An 18,481-nucleotide genomic window follows, 5' to 3' on the forward strand; every position below is an offset into this window, starting at 1 on the left:
AGTCTCCACCTTGAACAGCTTTGTACATTCTTCTTTGCAGGCGGAAAAGGTTACGCCGGAATTTCTTCCAGGGTAATGTTCTCCATGATTCACTGGCATTATTGCTGTGTCCAATCATGCTCTACTCCAATTCGTGTACTCTGAACACCTCAGACCAATTACGGTCTGTCCTACCCGAACTAAAGGAATTCCGCTGCTCGTCTAGCCTACTTGGGGGTTCGACCTTCCCCTAGACCCTTAGTTCGTTTTTATTCGTTCCCTCAACTGATTACTTGCTTCGTTAGGTGTAGCCAATTTAACCTTCAGAAACCCTTGGTTCTTGCTGCTGTCATCCCTCATAACGCAGCGGGTTTTAACTCTGATGAAGTCGGGGGTTTTGTGTTATGCCCCGCTTGAGTGTGGGTTACTTTTCTAGGCTCTGTTTCACCGTGGAAGCTCCCTATTAACGCCAGTGTCAATCCATAGCGATTGTCTGATTGCGTCCTGTTCCCAGCTTCACTCTGCAAGAATCGAGCTTGCTCGGTGTGGGCAGGTAAGGAGTCACGCCTGAACCTGGCGGGTAGGACTTTCACCTACATCTGGTTGAGAGTTCAACTCGTAAGAGTTGGTAAGTTTATTTACGGACTGGATACCGGGATTCACTTACAACGAATCGCACGGGGATTCTCTCTAAATAGCCTCATACCATTCGCTGTGACAAGTAAAGAAGTTCCCGTATCAGCTAATACAGCAATTGCTAACCCGACGAAACCAAAAGTACCCAGTAGTAAAAATAGTCCTTTTGTCACTAGCGAAAAAACCACATTTTGTTGAATTACTGATACTGTACGACGGCTCAAATTGACTGCGTAGCTCAGTTTTCTTAGGTCACTGCCTACTAAGACTACATCTGCTGTTTCTAAGGCAATGTCAATTCCACCAACCGCAAAACTGATATCTGCGGCAGCTAAGGCTGGTGCGTCGTTAATACCATCGCCCACCATACCTACAACTCCAGATTGTCGCAATTGCTGAATTACTTGCAGCTTGTCTTCCGGTAACAGTTCAGCTTGATAATCTGTGATTTCTATTTGTTGAGCGATCTGTTTCGCTACAGCAGTGCGATCGCCTGTTAACATCGTGAGATGCCGCATTCCCAACCGTTGCAATAACCGTATCGCTTCCGCCGCTTCTAGCCGCAAGCCATCTGCTAAGGCGACAATTCCTAATAATTTATCGCTATTGCCTACAAGCACAGTTGTTTGCCCCAAATTTTCAATTTCTACTAGCAAGGATTCGGCTGTTGTTGATAAAGCAATATCAAAGTCAGCAAATAATCGCCGATTTCCTACAAAGTAGAGATTTTCGTCTATTTGTGCGGCAATACCTCTGCCAGGATAGGCTGTAAAATTTTCAATATTCTCTAAATTTAATCTTTGTTCTTTGGCTGTTGCGACAATCGCTTTCGCTAAAGGATGTTCTGATTGTTGTTCTAAAGAAGCGGCAATAGATAATACAAAACTGGTATTCTCTTCTCCCAAGTTATAAACTTTTTGAACTACAGGCTGTCCTTGAGTCAAGGTTCCAGTTTTATCAAAGGCTAGGCTAGTTAAGTGCCCAGCTGTCTCTAGTGCATGACCACCTTTGAATAAAACTCCTTGGCGGGTTGCCGCACCAATGGCACTAACAATTGAAACTGGGGTAGAAATCACCAAGGCACAGGGACAGGCAATCACTAGCAACACTAATGCCCGATATAGCCAAATATTCAGAGGTTGAGCAAATACTAAGGGTGGAATTAAGACAATAGCGATCGCACTTAGAATTACTATCGGAGTATATATTTCGGCAAACCTATCCACCCACTGCTGTGTCGGCGCACGGCTTGATTGTGCTTCTTCCACAAGGTGAATAATTTTGGCAACGGTCGTATCGCTAACAGTATGCGTAACTTTGACAGACAAAAAACCTGTTTGATTCAAAGTGCCAGCAAAAACAATATCTCCTGGGGCTTTATCTTCGGGGATTGATTCTCCTGTAATGGGAGACTGGTCAATTGCACTCGTTCCAGAAACTACTACGCCATCCAGCGCCACCCGCTGTCCCGGTCGAATCGTTAAAATTTCGCCTACCCTAATACTTTCAACGGCAACTGTAACTTCTTGATGGTTGCGCTTAACGGTGGCAGTTGGTGGAGTCAAATCCATCAACCCCTGAATGGCATTGCGAGTACGACCAAATGTGAAGACTTGCAGCGTTGTGCCCAAGGAGAATAAAAAAACCACCAGTGCCGCTTCAAACCAATCTCCTAAAATTACTGCCCCAATTACTGAAATTGTCATCAGCAGATTCATATCAGCACGGCGCAAACGCAACTCAAATAACCCTGCCCGTGCAATCGGATAGCCAGCAACTACTATGCCAATGCCATAAAAAGCTCTTACCAACCAAATGGGTAATGCCAAATACTGAGTAACTAAGCCTAAACATAACCCTATGCCTGCCAGAATCACACTCTGCCCCCGCCGATTGGTAATCCAGAATTTCCAGTTTGTGGCTGCGGGTTTTTGAGTTTCTAGTGATTTTCCCTCTGCTTCCTGTACATGCTCGTGGTGATGGTCGTGGTCATGCTCATGATTACAGGAGTCATGGTGATGTGAGGAATGACTGCCAGAATTGTGCTCAACTGTGTAACCTAAAGCTTGAATCCGTTCGTGAATGGTTGTTTCACTAACTTGTTGCGGATTATAAGATATTTGCGATCGCCCAGTCGCAAAACTAACCGATGCCTCATTCACACCTGAAATCTGCTGTAAGCCAACCTCAATTGTTTTGGCACAACTGCCGCAATCCATCCCACTAATTTGTACTTGTAGCGTTTTTGTTGGGCTGGCATCAACGGTATAGCCTAAAACAGCAATTCTATGCTTAATTTCTGCTTCACTCAAAAGATTCGGGTCGTAAGAAACCTTTACTCGACCTGTAGCAAAACTTACCGAAGCTTCCATTACACCATTTAATTGCTGCAAGCTAGCTGCAATTGTCTGGGCACAACTGCCGCAATCCATACCACTAACTTGCAAAGTTTGAGTTTTCAAGGAATTGCTCTGACTCATGGCAATACCAAAAGGCTAAGTGACTATCAGTATTTTAATCAATAGTTGAACAGTTATTCAATTGTTCAACATGTAACAATTTAGGTACTATTGAGATTGATAACCATTGCCTCATTTCCGGACATGAATCAGCACAAGCCAGACAACCGAAATAATCCTGATGCGCCAAACTGTAAAACCCATCTAGTGAACTTAGAGAATGTACGGTCTTCGCGATCGCAGATTTTGCCAACAGCAAAGGCACAGCAGATATCAGAAGTCTTGGGTTTGCTTGCTGATACAAATCGCTTACGCCTAATATCAGCTTTGGCTTCGCAAGAGTTATGTGTTTGCGATTTAGCGGCATTAACAAAAATGAGTGAATCAGCCGTTTGCCATCAGCTACGCTTATTGAAAGCAATGCGTTTAGTCAGCTATCGCCGAGAAGGTCGCAAAGTCTATTACAGTTTGGCTGACAATCACATTACAAATCTGTATCACTTTTTAGTTGAAAATTTACACGAGTCAAATGATGAAACTTTGACTGAAATGGGATGAAAAAGGGCGGAGGTAGAAGAGAGCAGGGGGAGCAGGGGTAGATGAGGGAGTGAGGGAGATGAGGGAGTGAGGGAGAATAACTTGCGACCTCCGACATGCTACTTGCGACTTCTGCCTCCTGCCTTCTGACTTTTAACTCAGCACTCAGCACTACTAACAACTGACTTTTGTACAGACAAGGGTTAATCGCGTCTCTACGACAACTGACTCACCACTTCCATAAAATTGCAAAAGTGGCTCCAACCACTGGCCGGAACCACTTCTGATACACCCCTTGCACTACAAAAAATATACCAGTATTAACTGTTATATAAATGCCAAATTGCCAAAAACCTGTTTCTTGGACACTACAGCTAATTCAAGGGATGGGAACAAGGAAGATAAAAGTGGGATAGACAATTTGCCTATCCCACAAACCTAAATTTCAAGATTGAATTATTGGTTTAGCTTTACTGTTGAACCAGTAGACATCTAAGGTTATCTCAAGTACCACTAGTCCAGGAATTGATATACTCAATTTGGTCTGGTGTTAGGGCATCGATGTTGATTCCAATTGCTTGCAACTTCAACCGAGCAATTTCTTGGTCTACTTCAACGGGAATTGAATGCAAACCAGGTTCTAACTTACCTTTGTTCTTCACCAAGTATTCGCAAGCTAAAGCCTGATTGGCAAAGCTCATGTCCATTACTGCGCTGGGATGTCCTTCCGCAGCGGCGAGGTTTACTAAGCGTCCTTCACCGAGAACTATGACTGATTTGCCACTTGGTAGGCGATACTGTTCGGTAAAGGGACGTACTTGCTTGATTTCTTTAGCTTGACTAGCTAAGTATTTCAAGTCAATTTCAATATCAAAGTGACCGGAGTTACAAACGATCGCACCGTCTTTCATGACCTCGAAATGTTCGGCGCGGATAACGTGCTTGTTACCTGTAACTGTAATAAACAAATCACCTTGAGGTGCGGCTTCTGCCATTGGTAAGACGCGGAAACCATCCATCACAGCTTCAATTGCCTTGATGGGGTCGATTTCGGTGACAATCACATTCGCACCAAGACCGCGGGACCGCAGTGCAGTACCTTTACCGCACCAACCATAACCAGCAACAACAATCGTTTTACCAGCCAGCAAAATATTTGTAGCGCGGATAATGCCATCAAGGGTTGATTGCCCTGTACCATAGCGATTATCAAAGAAGTGCTTGGTGTCTGCGTCGTTGACGTTGACGGCGGGGAAGGTGAGAACGCCATCTTTGAGCATGGCGCGCAGGCGGACAATTCCTGTGGTAGTTTCTTCGGTGCTACCAATCAAATCAGCAATTTGATGTTGGCGTTCTTGAATTAAGGTGGCTACCACATCGCTACCATCATCAATAATAATGTTGGGGCGGTGGTCTAGAGCGATTTGGACGTGGCGATTATAAGTGGCGTTATCTTCGCCTTTTTGGGCAAAAACAGGAATTTCATGGTCTGCAACAAGGCTAGCAGCTACGTCATCTTGAGTCGATAACGGATTACTCGCAATTAAAACAGCATCTGCACCGCCAGCTTTGAGCGCAATAGCTAGATGCGCTGTTTCTGTTGTGACATGGCAGCAAGCCACAAAGCGAATCCCAGCAAAGGGTTTTTCTTGGGCAAAGCGATCGCGGATTTGCCGTAAAACTGGCATTTCGCGTCCAGCCCATTCAATGCGCTGTCTTCCCAAGGGAGCGAGGGCGAGGTCTTTAACCTCGTGCTTTAATCGGGGAGAAGTTGCGGTCATCAAATATTTCCTCAAAAAGTCAAATCAAAGCTGAAGGATAAGTATGAAGGTGCAAAAAATGGGATTTTTTACACTATTTTCAGAGACAGCATGTATTGATACATACTATTTCATTCTTTATCCTTCATCTTTTACACTTTAGCTTTCTTTAGTCAACTTCATCCTTGGCTTTTGTGTTTTACATTTATTTTTGGTAAAAGTATTATCATCAATTCTCCTAACCATCACTAACGATGGATGAAGTCATTTGTCATCTATCTAAAGAAGTAAACATGATGTCTAAAAACATTCAAGTTTTGCCCGTTGAGGATAAAAACTTAACTTTAGGTGGGTACATCTACTCAAACTAATTGTCAGGATGGCTCTGGAGTATGCAGTAGTAAATTTATACAAGGAGGTGTTGGAGTGCGCTTTCAATTTTTGGCGATCGCTAGTTCAATGGCTATAACCGTTGGATCTGTGCCAAAAGCTACAGGCCAAATTCCGGTTATACCTCAGATACAGAATCTTAGTAACCAGAGTAATGACCCAGATAACAGACTTGTTTCTGGCTGGATTTATTTAGATGGTCGCCAGTTGTTTCAAATAGCAGCAACCAAAGCTAATTTTACCGAACGTTCCCAAGATATCCAGCAGAATTTGAATCAAATCAAGGAAAATTATTTGCGATCGCCTACAAAAAAAGCCAGGGTAGAAACCCGAAAATTAAATGGATTGCCAGTAATTTACGTCAACGACCAATACTTGATGACTATTACCGCCGAGGATGCTCAACTGCGAAAAGAAGATCCATTTATCTCGGCTAATCAACTCAACGAAAAGTTGCAAGACTCTCTACAACAAGCAAGACAAGAGCGACAAACTCAATCTTTAGTCAGCCAAGGAAAAATTGCTGCTGGCATTGGGGTGGTAATGATTCTCACAAGCTGTGGGGTATTGATTTGGCAGCGCCGTTCCACCAATAATTTAGTACAATCTACTACCCAAGCTCCACAAACAGCGCAACCAATTACAACACAACTAAATCAACAGCAACATCGTCATCTTCGAGAAGTTAAGAAACGACTGTTTCAATTAGCCCAAGCAGGAATTTGGGGAAGCGGTAGTTTCATCATTTTGGGTCTATTTCCTTATACACGACCATTTCAAGCAGGCATTCTCAACGCTGTGCAAATTCCTTTGAGATTGGCTGTCGTAGCATTGGGAACTTATGTCGCAATCCGTTTTAGTTATGCTTTAATTGACCGCTTTACCAGCACTTTCATTAGCAGTGGTGCTTTATTCAACTCGGAAGCTTTTGAACGTCTGAAACTACGAGTTTCCACTTTTTCTAACGTGACTAAAAGCATTGTGACTGGTATCTGGGTCGGCGTTGGTATTTTATTAGCTTTAGTCGCATTGGGTATAGATATTATTCCCTTACTAGCTGGTGCTAGTTTAGTCGGTGTCGCCGTGTCTTTGGCTTCGCAAAACTTGATTAAAGATGCGATTAATGGCTTTCTCATCATCCTAGAAGACCAGTACGCTTTAGGCGATGTTATTGCTGTGGGAGATGTGGGAGGCTTAGTAGAAAATTTGAATCTGCGGATGACTCAGTTACGGGATTCGGAAGGACGCTTAATTACAATTCCCAACAGCGAAATAAAAGTTGTCGCTAATCTTTCAAGTCGTTGGGCAAGAGCCGATATGACGATTCCAATTGCCTATGATGCTGATATTGACCGTGCTTTAGAGTTAATTAAATCTGTGGCTTTGGAGATGGATAAAGATCCCCAATGGCAACATCAAATTATTGAAACACCGCAAGTTCTAGGAATAGATAATTTTGGCGATCGCGGTTTGATAATTCGTGTTTTGATTAAAACACAGCCACTTAAGCAATGGGATGTGGCACGAGAGTATCGCTATCGCCTGAAAGTTACCTTAGACAAAGCTGGAATTTCTATTCCTGTGCCTCAACAAGCAATTTGGGTTAACGACGTTCAGGTGCTCAATCATCAAGAGAATGGCAAGGCTAATTAGTTTGAAAAGGGTGTAGGGGATAGGGTGTGGGGTGTGGGGTATGAGGAATGGTATAAAGCATAGGGTTTCAAACAAGGTGTCCTTGTTTGTATAGTTAAAGCCCTTCTGGTAAGGGGAAAAGGAATTAAATAAAGTTTTCCCCTTTTCCTCCCCCATCTTCTCCTGCTTTCTGGATTTGACACAAAACAGTACAATTGTACTATAATAGATATAGCGTCCACAAAGCCTAGTGCAGTAAAAACGCCTCTATAACAGTCTTCTGGAAGATGGATTCAAGGGTTAGTCAGATGATTAAGCATTACATTCTCAACCTCAACCCAACTGCCAAGCACGAATGGGATCGGTGTATCTTACGTGACCCGTTGACTGCAAAACGCCCAGACATTGCGAAATTAATTGCGGAAGCGGTTGGTGCTGATACAGGCAGTTATTTGGTTAGCGTGAATATCGAAGTACAAGTATTAGAGCAAGCTGCTGTGCCTCAAGCCGAACAATTATCGCTTTCATTCCCAGAGGTAGCTGTGTCATCGTCACTCCGAGAAGTCGCATAATTAAGCAGGCAGAGGCGAAAATCGTTTGAAAATTCAAAAGTTGGCATTTTGAATTTTTTGCTCCTCATATTCAGTATTATAGCCTTTTTTCTTTGTCAAGATTTTCGCCAAGGAATATTATTTGATGATGCAATTAAGCCATTATCCAACTGCGATCGCCCAAGCTGCCCAAAGAATGAATGAAGTAGATTCGCAATTGATGGCAGTTCAGCTTCAGATTAACCGATTTGAAGGTAATGCCGATCGCGCTGCCGCCTTTGATATAGATTTGAAAAATGATGCCCAACGCAAGGCACGGCGCTTTGAAGTGTTGGTTGTGAATCAAGAATATCAAAAGGCACTAGATATGCAGATCCAATTAACGGTTGAAAGAGCGAATGCCTTTGCTCATTTAGAGTATCTGCGTAACCAATTTAGCGTCGCAAAATTAGAAGCCAGATTAGCGATCGCTCAACAACTTACCGATTTTGAATCTAGAGAATTAGTTGGTATATAAGCAAGCCTATCGCCTACTTAGGCTACAGCGTACGCGCAAGTCTGAAATAGCTGATGAATCTGGGTTTGCACTTTGCACGTTCGCTTGAACGGCATTGCACCCCAACAAAATAATATTAGCGCCTACCTAAATACAGGTAGGCGCTATTGTTTTATTTAAATTCAGGGAGAAGATATAGCAAAATTATTTCCCTGATGTTTACTATTAATTGATGCCAACTTAATTTCTTACACAGCACTGCTGCGATTTAACAAGTTCCACAAGAAAACGGCGACAATTGCGCCCAGAACTGCTACCAAAATTCCAGGAATGCTGAGAGTTGGGGCCGCTAGAGCTAAAGTTCCTGTATTGAAGAATACGCCCAGACTGCCGCCAACGAAAGCACCAATGATTCCTAACAATATTGTTCCTAAGATTCCGCCACCTTGATGACCGGGGTAGATAGCCTTGGCGATAGCACCAGCAATGAGACCCAAAACAATCCAAGCAAGAATATTCATCGTTTTTATTTAATATATGTTTTGTACTGACAAATATAGAATAGCAATCTCAACAATGATATTCCCTCTACCAAGAGAACCAATTATTAATAGCCTTCAGGATGAACTGCCGTTATTTCTTGTGATATACCCCTCAATAAAATGAATAATAAATTAAGAAAAAGCTCCTACTCGGTCTAAAACTAGGAGCCTCTGTGTTCATTGCTTGTAATTGCAGTATATGCATTTATAATGACCTTTGCGCCTCTACTTTAAGAATTAAGCTGAGGTTGAAGTTGGGTTTTTCTCACCAAAAAGAATGCAATGCCGCTCAAACTTAGCGATCGCCTTCTCATTTCGGTAGATCGTATATTCATTTACTTACTAAATTTGCTCGCTAATAATTTAGCAATGCGATCGTTAATAGCTATCATATCAAAACATTGACTAGCACTGGTTCTAGCATTACTTGCTATATTTGCAGTTATTTCTCTTTCTTGAAGACAGGTATTAATTACTTGTGCGAGTTCTTCAGGTTTTCCTGGTGTGACGAGAAAACCATTAATTCCGTGTTCTACTAATTCCATTGTACCGCCAGCTTTAGCTGCGACGACAGGTTTTCCACATAGCATTGCTTCGACAATTACTCGACCAAAAGGTTCGGCAGAAGTAGAGGTATGTGCAACCAAATCGCAAGTTGCCATGAGTTGAGGAATATCTGAACGAAATCCCAAAAATTTGACGCGATTTTCTAATCCTAAAGCTGTAACTTGTTGGTGTAATTGTTGAACATAATCTTGTTCGCCAAACAGCGCATCGCCAACTAAAATTGCTGTCACTTCTTGCGGACATTGGGCAAGTGCAGCAATTAAAATATGCTGTCCTTTCCAAGGTGCGAGTCGGCTGAAATGACCAACTACAAATCCTTCTAATCCTAACTGTTGCTGCAATTGCTTGACATCAGACTCACAAGTTTGATAATTTTTCGCTTCAAAGCCGTTGTAAACAATTGCAGTCAATTGGGCATTTCCCCCTGCTTCTATAAAGGCTTGTTGACTAGCTTGAGAATTAGCAATTACTAATGATGCAAAACGATTGGCTAAATTAATAGCAACGCGAAGATTAGTTTGACTAAAGTGTTCTTGGGAAAGAATATCGTGTAAATGATAGACCAAAGGACGACGAGTTATAAAACTAGCTAGTGCGCCAATAACTAGGGCTTTTTGCGTGTTGGCGTAGATTAAATCGTATTTTCTAGCTTTTTGTACGACTTTAGCAAGTAGAGGCGCGAGTTGTCCCAGACTGCTTAGTGCTTGTACTAAATTGCTTTGTTTGCGAACTGCGATTGGTTGATTTGCGAGAACTTCTACAGGGATCTGATGCTGCTGTAGTAAAGTTCTAAAAGGGCCATCTGCAAATAAGCCTACCAAAGAGCGATCGCGATAAGGTTTAGCAATATCTATTAAACACAGTTCTGCACCGCCTGGTTTACCACTTTGGTCTAAAAATAGGATTTTCATGTCAGTTGTTAGTTGTCAGTTGTCAGTTGTCAGAAGGTACAAGTGAAGAATTGTCTCCCTCATCTCCATCTCCTTGGCTTTTCATGCTAAGAGAACATGGCGCACTTGCTGGCCTATTTTGTCCCAATTAAAATTAGTGACAGCGTACTGGCGACAAGCTTCTCGTGAAGGTATTGATAAATCTCCTAAGAGTACTTGTTTTAATTTTTCGGCAATAGCTGAGACTTCAGTAGAATTAGTAATTAACTCTGGTGAAAAGGGTGCTAAAATTTCTGGCATTCCCCCAATTGGAGTGCAGATAACGGGAGTGCCACAAGCGAGAGATTCTACTATTGCTAATCCAAAACCTTCAAAAGATTGACTGGGCATGATAGTCAATTCAGCGGCTTGGTAAGCTATAGGTAACTGTTCATCGGGTAAAAAACCTAAAAATTTTACGTTATTTTCTAAACTTAATTCCTTAGCTTGTTGTTCGAGTGCTATTTGCATGTGACCGCGGCCAGCAATTGCTAGCCAAACATCAGAAATTTTTGGTTTAATTATTGCTAGTGCTTGTAGTAATTTGTCAACTCCAACTCGATGCACTAAACGCCGAGATGTAAATAAGATTCGGCGATCTTCGGGCCAACCTAGTTGCTGCCGAGCTGCTTGTGATGATAAGTTTGGTTGAAACCAATTAATATTAACTCCACCGGGAATAATGTGAATTTTATTCCACGGTATTTGATATTCTTGATGTAAAATTTTCGCGAATGCTTTACTGAGAACAATAAAGCGATCGCACCTATTATAAGTAGTTTGTTCTATTAGCCAACGCTTCAAAAATGTACTCAGTTGATTATCGATGGTTTCTTTTTTACTTTCAGATGCCCAAGGGCCATGAAAGTTACAAGTAATAGGTACTCCTTTAGGCAAAATATCTAAAATAGGAAAGCTGTATAATGCAAAATGCAAATTAATCGCATCTGGTTTGCCTACTCTTGTTTTTTGAAATTTCTTGCGAATAGACCACAATCTTTGCCATATAGCACTATCAACAGAAGCTAAGTTAGTCAGCTTAATTGGTAAATTCAATTCTGTTTCTGGTAGCCCGACTCCACATAGTTCTACTTGGTCTTGTGCTGCTAAATTATGAGTTAGTTCATAAGTATACCTTTCTAATCCTCCAGGCGTTTTAGGAAACCAGCCCACTCCCAAAGCAAGAATAGACGCAGATTCTGAATTTAAATTTTCTTTTTTACCTTCCACGTATTTGTCTCCTATGATGTATTTAGCGTGCGTATATTCACTTTCACATCAAACTCAAACGGCTTTTTAAATTCAGCAGTAAATTGATGTTGCTAGTACTTATATCAAGTCATTTTCGACAACATCCGTACTGTTCGCCTCTTCTTGTATGGAGATTTTACTCAAAATAATTGGCTGCTAACTTATCCTTCAGTTACTTAATCTGAATGATGACTATTAAATTCTTTATTTAGAAAAACTTTAATATATAAACTATTTAGATTACTATGTCAATAAGTGTATTTTAATTAACTAAAGTACAATAAATTTAGTGAGGAGTAATACTGGTGTCAGTACAATTAGCAAAATCTGATTCTCAAATAATAGAATGTTTTCCTGTTATGTTCCAGTTACGCCTGCACCTTGAGCAGGCTAAGTTTATAGAACAAGTTCGGTATCAGATGAAAGAAGGATATCAACTTGCTTTCCTCCAGGTAGATGGGTTAACTATAGCAGTAGCTGGATTTCGCGTTTCTACGTGTTTATCATTGGGAAAGTTTTTATACATAGATGATTTAGTTGTTGAAGAGTTGAAACGATCGCAGGGCTATGGTCAGCAATTATTTCAGTGGCTAATTGAATATGCAAAAAATCATAATTGTAAATACCTAAGTCTTGATTCTGGCGTGCAGCGATTTCAAGCTCATCGGTTTTATTTAATACAGAATATGAATATTACTAGTCATCATTTTGCTATGGAATTGTAAGTAGAAGGCAGGAGGCAGAAGGCAGGAGGCAGAAGATAAATGCCACTTTATGACAGCGTTTCACCGATTGGTATTTTACATTTAATTCTGTCCACCTACTTAGCGATAAAAACTAGTAGTGCGAAGCTATTTATCAGCTAGTTTAGCTATCAGTAAAGTTTTATAGTAAAACTGATGAGTAGTTCTCGATTAAATCTCTGTATTTAAATTTACTAATTTTATTGCTTAAGCAGTAAATATTAATACTTTCAAAATTAAAAATAAGATTTTTTTGCTAATTTAAGATTATATATGTTTTTGATAAATTTCTCATAAACTTATGTTTGTGAGAACAAGTATTTGTTACTTATATAAATGCATTGTCAAAAATTAGTAGTTAGATTGAGTAAAACATTATTTGTCAACATAAATATTGTTTGAGATTTTTTGTTATCTTCTGCGTGCATCATTCCACAAAGTTTTTACTTACTGACTATTTAATGATTGCTTTCATTAATTGACATTGCATAATATCAGTAATCAAAAAAGTTTAATAGTAATAATAATTTTGGAAGATGTATGCAAAATAAATTACTAAAATCCGTTACAAAAACTTTTAAAATTCTATTGGATCTGAGAACCTCCCGAAATTTAAAATTTGTCAAATTTTTACTTCTTACTTTAGCTATCGGCGTGGTTGTTACATCTTTTGAAACAACAAAGAATTTGACTGTTGTTGGAGTGCCTAAAACTGCCCATAAAATAACAACAGATTGGACTGTTAGTGAAGTGTCTATACCCACTGATGAAATCACAAAAAATTGGATTCTCAGTGAAGTACCAACACTCACCCCTGAAATCACAAAAGACTTGACTATTAGTGAAGTACCAAAAACCAGCTACAAAACTTCTTGGATAGGTAATAGTTTTGGCGGTGGCAAAAAGTGGGTACAAAACAATATAGAAGCAATGTATATTGCTGGGGATGGTACTGTCTATACAAATAGTCAATGGGATGAAGCTGGGGCAGAAGCAGGAATATATAAAGATGGCAATGTGATTGGCTTATTGAGTGATACTCACGGCTGGAGTCGCGGTGGCGGCAAAGCTGTCACAGCAAATAATAAATATATTTATATGGCCATGGTTCAGGGGGCAGTTGGCAAAATCAACAAAGATTATCCCCCAGATGGCACAACTTGGTATTGTGTCAGACGCTATGACTTGTCGGGAAAACCAGCACCATTTGACGAAGGACGCGGCTGGGATAAAAGTATGTTGATTGCCAGTACTCAAAGCGAAGTGACTGGATTAGCAACTGTGGGGAATGAGTTATATGTAAGTGATGCTGCCAGCGATCGCATTCGCGTCTACAATACCGACACGATGAAAGAACTACGCAGCTTTAGTGTCGCACGTGCGGGAGCGATCGCCATCGATAAACAAAAAAATCTTTGGATTCTTCAAAGCAAAAATGGTAGTACTGCTGCCAAGATTGGGCGTTATTCCCCCACAGGAAAGCAATTACCACAGCAGATTGGAGATGTTATCGAACCAACAGCGATCGCGATCGATAATCAAAACAGACTTTTAGTTGCAGAAAATGGCCCCCGCCAACAAGTGCTGATTTACGCCATCAAAGATAAGCCTGTGCAGGTTGGAACTTTCGGTACTAAAGGCGGTATTTATGCAGGTACTCCCGGTGAAGTTCAAGCTTTGAAACTGTATGGACTTACAGGAGTCGGTGCTGATGCGGCAGGAAATATTTATGTAAATAGTAATGGTTTCAACAAATCAGGTACAGATTTACGCAAATTTTCCGCATCGGGAAAACAGCTATGGCAATTGCTAGGATTGCTATTCGTCGATAACGCCGATGCCGATCCTAGCACTGATGGCATAGATGTATTTACCAAGCAAGAACGCTATTTGATGGATTACAGTCAACCTGCTGGGAAGAAATGGACTTACAAAGGTTACACATTAAATGCCTTCAAATATCCTCAAGACCCGCGCTTGCATACGTCACCAGATGCCACCTTTGTTCGCCGCATCAAAGGTAAGCCCTTTTTGTACCTTACAGATATGTACAGCAGTTTTCTCCAAATTTATCGTTTCAATCCAGCCAAGGATGGCAAGATTGCGATTCCTGCGGGAATGTTTGTCGGTACTCACGGCGAAGATAAAAAATCCCTGCCAGGAGATTGGCCGCCCTTTCAACCAGAACAAGGAGAATGGATCTGGCGAGACAAGAACGGTAACGGTAGCTTTGAGAAAAATGAATACGATCGCAGCAAAGATTATCCTTATTTAGGGGGATGGTGGGTAGACAGTAAAGGAGACGTTTGGAAAACCTTACGAACAGAAGATGGCATCCGCCGCTATCCTTTGCAAGGACTAGATGCCAATGGCAACCCCATCTACAGCTATAGTTCCATGCAAAAACAAAAGACTCCCAGCGTCTTTACTGATTTGCGGCGAATTGAGTATTTCCCAGAAACGGATACGATGTATTTGTCAGGCTTTACTAAAGAACATCCAGCCATTGGAGACGATACCAAAGTTGTCGGATCTGAGATTGCCCGTTTTGACAATTGGAACAAAGGTAATCGCACTCCCCGCTGGCGGGCTGTAATTCCTTATGACACTACTGGCAAACGCGAAGTAGCCACCGCAGCCATGAGTGTAGCAGGAGATTATGTATTTACCGTCACAGGCAAAACAGCAGAGGTAAACGTTTACAATGCGAAAACAGGAGTTCCCGTACAACAGTTGAAACCAGGCCCAGAAGTTGCAGGCGAAAGTGGCTGGATAGACATACCTCAAGGTATTCGGGCTTTTCGCCGTTCCAATGGCGAACATATAGTATTCGTTGAAGAAGATTGGAAAGGTAAAGTAATTATGTATCGCTTGCCGAAATGAATATCAACACAAACTCATGAAAAACAATATTCCCAATTTCTCAAAGAAATTGGGAATATAAGGCTTTTGAATTATTTTATAAATCCGTGCGTAGTAACAATCCCAAATCCGGAATTTATCACCGTTGTGGAGAAAAGTTACATGCAAATTTTACACATCATAAATCATGTACAAAAAATCGGCAATGGAATTGTCAATGTAGCAGTAGACCTAGCTTGTTTACAAGCACAATCTGGTCATGATGTTGCTGTAGCTTCTGCTGGAGGAGAATACGAACTATTATTAGCACAGCATAGCGTCAAGCACTTTCAATTAAATCAATCTAGGCAATTGCTGAATATCAGCAAAGCTGCTTGGCGTTATCGGCAGATTGTGCAAACATTTCAACCCGATATTGTCCACGCACACATGATGACAGGAGTTGTGCTAGCAGGAGTTTTGAGAAGTGGCTGTGAATACGGTTTAGTTTCTACAGTACACAATGAGTTTCAGCGTAGTGCTGTATTAATGGGATTGGCAGATCGGGTAATAGCAGTTAGTCATGCAGTGGCTAATTCAATGGTGCAGCGGGGAATATCTAATAAAAAGCTGCGAGTCATTTCTAATGGCACATTAGGCAGTCCTCGAAATCGTCAGATTACAGATTATCAACCACTACCTCTGCACCGCCCAGCCATAACCACTGTCGCCGGAATGTATTTCAGAAAAGGAATTGCTGAGTTAATCGAAGCTTTTATTAAAATTGCTATAGACTTTCCCCAAGCACATTTATATTTAGTCGGAAATGGCCCCGACCGCCCCATCTTCGAGGCAATGGTAGAAAAGACAGCTTTTAGCGATGCCTGGGTTGGGCTGCGCCAACGCATTCATTTTGAAGGTTTTCAGCCAGAACCGCAACGCTACATGCTAGCAACCGATATTTTTGTCCTTGCTTCCCACTGCGAATCTTTTGGTTTGGTGCTAACAGAAGCGCGAGAAGCAGGTTGTGCAATTATTGCCAGCGATGTAGATGGCATTCCAGAGACTTTGGATAATTACCAAGCTGGTCTTTTAGTACCACCTAAAGATAGTCAAACCTTAGCAGCAGCTTTAGCAGACTTACTCAGCAACTCCAAAAAACTTAACAAGTGGAAAAGCCGCGCCAAACAAAACCTAGATAGATTTAGTGCTGCACGAGTCAACGAGGAAACACTAGCTGTATATCGTGAAGTAATCCCGAACTACAATTGTTTTAAGTCAATGAAAGTGCCAGAACTTTTGCTTAGTAAGTAGTATGTTGTCGTAAAGCGCAACGCACCAGTCGATGAAAAAACGTGTGAAGTGCGATCGCGTTTCACACCCTTGTATCGCAAAGTGCTGAGTGCTGAGTTCTGAGTGCTGAGTATAAACCCAATGCTTACCTAGTTTCTAGCAATCAATACTGTCCCAAAACCTTTGGTTAAATTGCTATATCTTAATATAAATAAAATAAACACTTTTCTCTTTCCCACACCCTTGTATTTTAGAAGAGTGACAGACAAGAATACTTGTCGTCTATCCATCACAAAGCGATAATGAACGCTGTTAGTGTTGGCACACAAGGGGAATTTATGGGGCACGACTTGAAAGCGCTGGCGGAACTTTATAAAAACGCCCTCCTCAATGACGTACTTCCATTTTGGGAAAAACACTCACTCGACTGGCAACAAGGCGGCTACTTCACCTGCCTAGACCGCGAGGGCAAAGTTTATGACACAGACAAATTTATCTGGTTGCAAAACCGCCAAGTATGGACTTTTTCCATGCTTTGCAACCAACTAGAAAAACGCGAAAACTGGATGAAAATTGCCAGCAATGGCGCTAAATTTCTCGCCCAACATGGTAGAGATGACGATGGCAATTGGTACTTTGCCCTTACCCGCGAAGGTCAGCCACTAGTTCAGCCTTACAATATCTTTTCTGATTGCTTTGCCGCAATGGCATTTAGCCAATACGCCCTTGCTAGTAATGAAGAGTGGGCGAAAAATGTCGCAACACAAGCTTACAATAACGTTCTGCGTCGCAAAGACAATCCGAAGGGCAAATATAACAAGACTTATCCCAACACCCGCCTGATGAAATCTTTAGCAGTGCCAATGATTTTAGCCAACCTGACACTAGAAATGGAGTGGCTACTGTCTAGCGAAACCCTAGAGAACGTCCTAGATTTGACTGTTCGGGAAGTGATAAGCGATTTTCTTGACCAAGAACGAGGACTGATGTACGAAAACGTTGCCCCTGACGGTTCCCACATTGATAGTTTTGAAGGACGAGTGATTAACCCCGGTCATGGGATTGAAGCTATGTGGTTTATCATGGACATCGCCCGTCGGAAAAACGACAGCAAAACTATTAATAAAGCTGTTGATGTGGTGCTAAATATCCTAAATTATGCCTGGGATAGCGAATATGGCGGATTGTATTACTTTATGGATGCAGAAGGTCATCCGCCACAACAACTCGAATGGGATCAAAAGTTGTGGTGGGTGCATTTAGAATCTTTGGTTGCCTTGGCAATGGGTTATCGCTTGACAGGACGTAAAGAGTGTTGGGAATGGTATGAAAAAATGCACGATTATGCTTGGTCGTACTTTGCCGATGCAGAATACGGTGAGTGGTTTGGCTACCTCAATCGGCGTGGGGAAGTATTATTGAACCTCAAAGGTGGCAAATGGAAAGGATGTTTTCACGTACCGCGTGCGCTGTACCTTTGCTGGCAGCAGTTTGAGGCGTTGAGTTCGCAAAAACAGTAAATGCGATCGTAAAAATAGTAAATGCGATCGCCAAAACAGTAAATGCGATTGCCAAAACAGTAAATGCGATCGTAAAAATAGTAAATGCGATCGCAAAAATAGCAAATGCGATCGCCAAAACAGTAAATGAGTTCGCCAAAACAGTAAATGAGTTCGCCAAAACAGTAAATGCGATCGCCAAAATAGTAAATGCGATCGTCGAAATAGTAAATGAGTTCGCCGATATAGTAAATGAGTTCGCCGAAATAGTAAATGCGATCGCCTTTATTGCAATTATTAGTGGCACAACCGAACTAATTCACCGGAAATCTTTAGTAATGAGGTTTTTGTGACTTGTGTGTATACCGTAGATTCT

General features: G+C 41.5%; 15 protein-coding genes. 8 read left to right on the plus strand and 7 right to left on the minus strand.

All coding sequences use genetic code 11. From position 1 onward, the window contains the following. Together I8752_RS27890 and I8752_RS27895 are read right to left on the minus strand one after the other, a co-directional pair. Positions 1–118 (minus strand): reverse transcriptase N-terminal domain-containing protein (locus tag I8752_RS27890; protein ID WP_214435505.1); only part of this gene is annotated, 118 nt, incomplete at its 3' end. 520 nt (positions 119–638) lie between these two features. Then, positions 639–3,095, minus strand: a complete 2,457-nt coding sequence (locus I8752_RS27895; protein WP_214435474.1) for a heavy metal translocating P-type ATPase — start codon at positions 3,093–3,095, stop codon at positions 639–641. 123 nt (positions 3,096–3,218) lie between these two features. Here I8752_RS27895 and I8752_RS27900 point away from each other — a divergent pair, with 123 nt between their 5' ends. Further along, entirely contained in the window at positions 3,219–3,632 is a 414-nt protein-coding gene (locus I8752_RS27900) for an ArsR/SmtB family transcription factor (RefSeq protein ID WP_214435475.1), read from the plus strand. A gap of 482 nt (positions 3,633–4,114) precedes the next feature. Here I8752_RS27900 and ahcY read toward each other — a convergent pair whose 3' ends face one another. Beyond that, positions 4,115–5,392: an adenosylhomocysteinase gene (gene ahcY, locus I8752_RS27905; protein ID WP_214435476.1), complete on the minus strand. Its 1,278-nt coding sequence runs from the start codon at positions 5,390–5,392 to the stop codon at positions 4,115–4,117. Between the two features lie 405 nt (positions 5,393–5,797). Here ahcY and I8752_RS27910 point away from each other — a divergent pair, with 405 nt between their 5' ends. The 3 genes from I8752_RS27910 to I8752_RS27920 all read left to right on the plus strand — a co-directional run bounded on the left by I8752_RS27910 (position 5,798) and on the right by I8752_RS27920 (position 8,461). Next, positions 5,798–7,414, plus strand: coding sequence for a mechanosensitive ion channel family protein (locus tag I8752_RS27910; protein ID WP_214435477.1), 1,617 nt, complete (start codon positions 5,798–5,800; stop codon positions 7,412–7,414). Between the two features lie 287 nt (positions 7,415–7,701). Further along, on the plus strand, positions 7,702–7,965 hold the full coding sequence (locus I8752_RS27915) for a hypothetical protein (RefSeq protein ID WP_214435478.1): 264 nt from the start codon (positions 7,702–7,704) through the stop codon (positions 7,963–7,965). A gap of 124 nt (positions 7,966–8,089) precedes the next feature. Beyond that, positions 8,090–8,461 (plus strand): hypothetical protein, encoded by a 372-nt coding sequence (locus I8752_RS27920; protein ID WP_214435479.1) that lies wholly within the window; start codon positions 8,090–8,092, stop codon positions 8,459–8,461. 227 nt (positions 8,462–8,688) lie between these two features. Here I8752_RS27920 and I8752_RS27925 read toward each other — a convergent pair whose 3' ends face one another. From I8752_RS27925 to I8752_RS27935, 3 genes are all read right to left on the minus strand, one after another. Further along, a complete protein-coding gene (locus tag I8752_RS27925) occupies positions 8,689–8,961 on the minus strand; it encodes a GlsB/YeaQ/YmgE family stress response membrane protein (RefSeq protein ID WP_214435480.1) in 273 nt (90 codons plus the stop codon). 356 nt (positions 8,962–9,317) lie between these two features. Next, positions 9,318–10,460: a glycosyltransferase family 4 protein gene (locus I8752_RS27930; protein WP_214435481.1), complete on the minus strand. Its 1,143-nt coding sequence runs from the start codon at positions 10,458–10,460 to the stop codon at positions 9,318–9,320. Positions 10,461–10,541: 81 nt separating this feature from the next. After that, positions 10,542–11,708, minus strand: a complete 1,167-nt coding sequence (locus I8752_RS27935; RefSeq protein ID WP_214435482.1) for a glycosyltransferase family 4 protein — start codon at positions 11,706–11,708, stop codon at positions 10,542–10,544. Positions 11,709–12,034: 326 nt separating this feature from the next. On the opposite strand from I8752_RS27935, the gene I8752_RS27940 reads away from it, so the two are divergent. From I8752_RS27940 to I8752_RS27955, 4 genes are all read left to right on the plus strand, one after another. Further along, positions 12,035–12,454 (plus strand): GNAT family N-acetyltransferase, encoded by a 420-nt coding sequence (locus I8752_RS27940; protein WP_318780902.1) that lies wholly within the window; start codon positions 12,035–12,037, stop codon positions 12,452–12,454. Positions 12,455–13,012: 558 nt separating this feature from the next. Continuing rightward, positions 13,013–15,355 (plus strand): NHL repeat-containing protein, encoded by a 2,343-nt coding sequence (locus tag I8752_RS27945; protein WP_214435483.1) that lies wholly within the window; start codon positions 13,013–13,015, stop codon positions 15,353–15,355. 141 nt (positions 15,356–15,496) lie between these two features. Continuing rightward, a complete protein-coding gene (locus I8752_RS27950; protein ID WP_214435484.1) occupies positions 15,497–16,627 on the plus strand; it encodes a glycosyltransferase family 4 protein in 1,131 nt (376 codons plus the stop codon). Positions 16,628–16,944: 317 nt separating this feature from the next. Then, on the plus strand, positions 16,945–18,126 hold the full coding sequence (locus I8752_RS27955) for an AGE family epimerase/isomerase (RefSeq protein WP_214435507.1): 1,182 nt from the start codon (positions 16,945–16,947) through the stop codon (positions 18,124–18,126). Here I8752_RS27955 and I8752_RS27960 read toward each other — a convergent pair. Then, complete coding sequence (locus I8752_RS27960) at positions 18,032–18,412, minus strand: hypothetical protein (RefSeq protein WP_214435485.1); 381 nt, start codon at positions 18,410–18,412, stop codon at positions 18,032–18,034. The two genes, I8752_RS27955 and I8752_RS27960, sit on opposite strands and share 95 nt — an antisense overlap. Between the last annotated feature and the right edge of the window lie 69 nt (positions 18,413–18,481).

It is taken from the genome of Dendronalium phyllosphericum CENA369, from assembly GCF_016056275.1.
In the GTDB taxonomy this organism is placed as follows: Bacteria; Cyanobacteriota; Cyanobacteriia; order Cyanobacteriales; family Nostocaceae; genus Dendronalium; species Dendronalium phyllosphericum.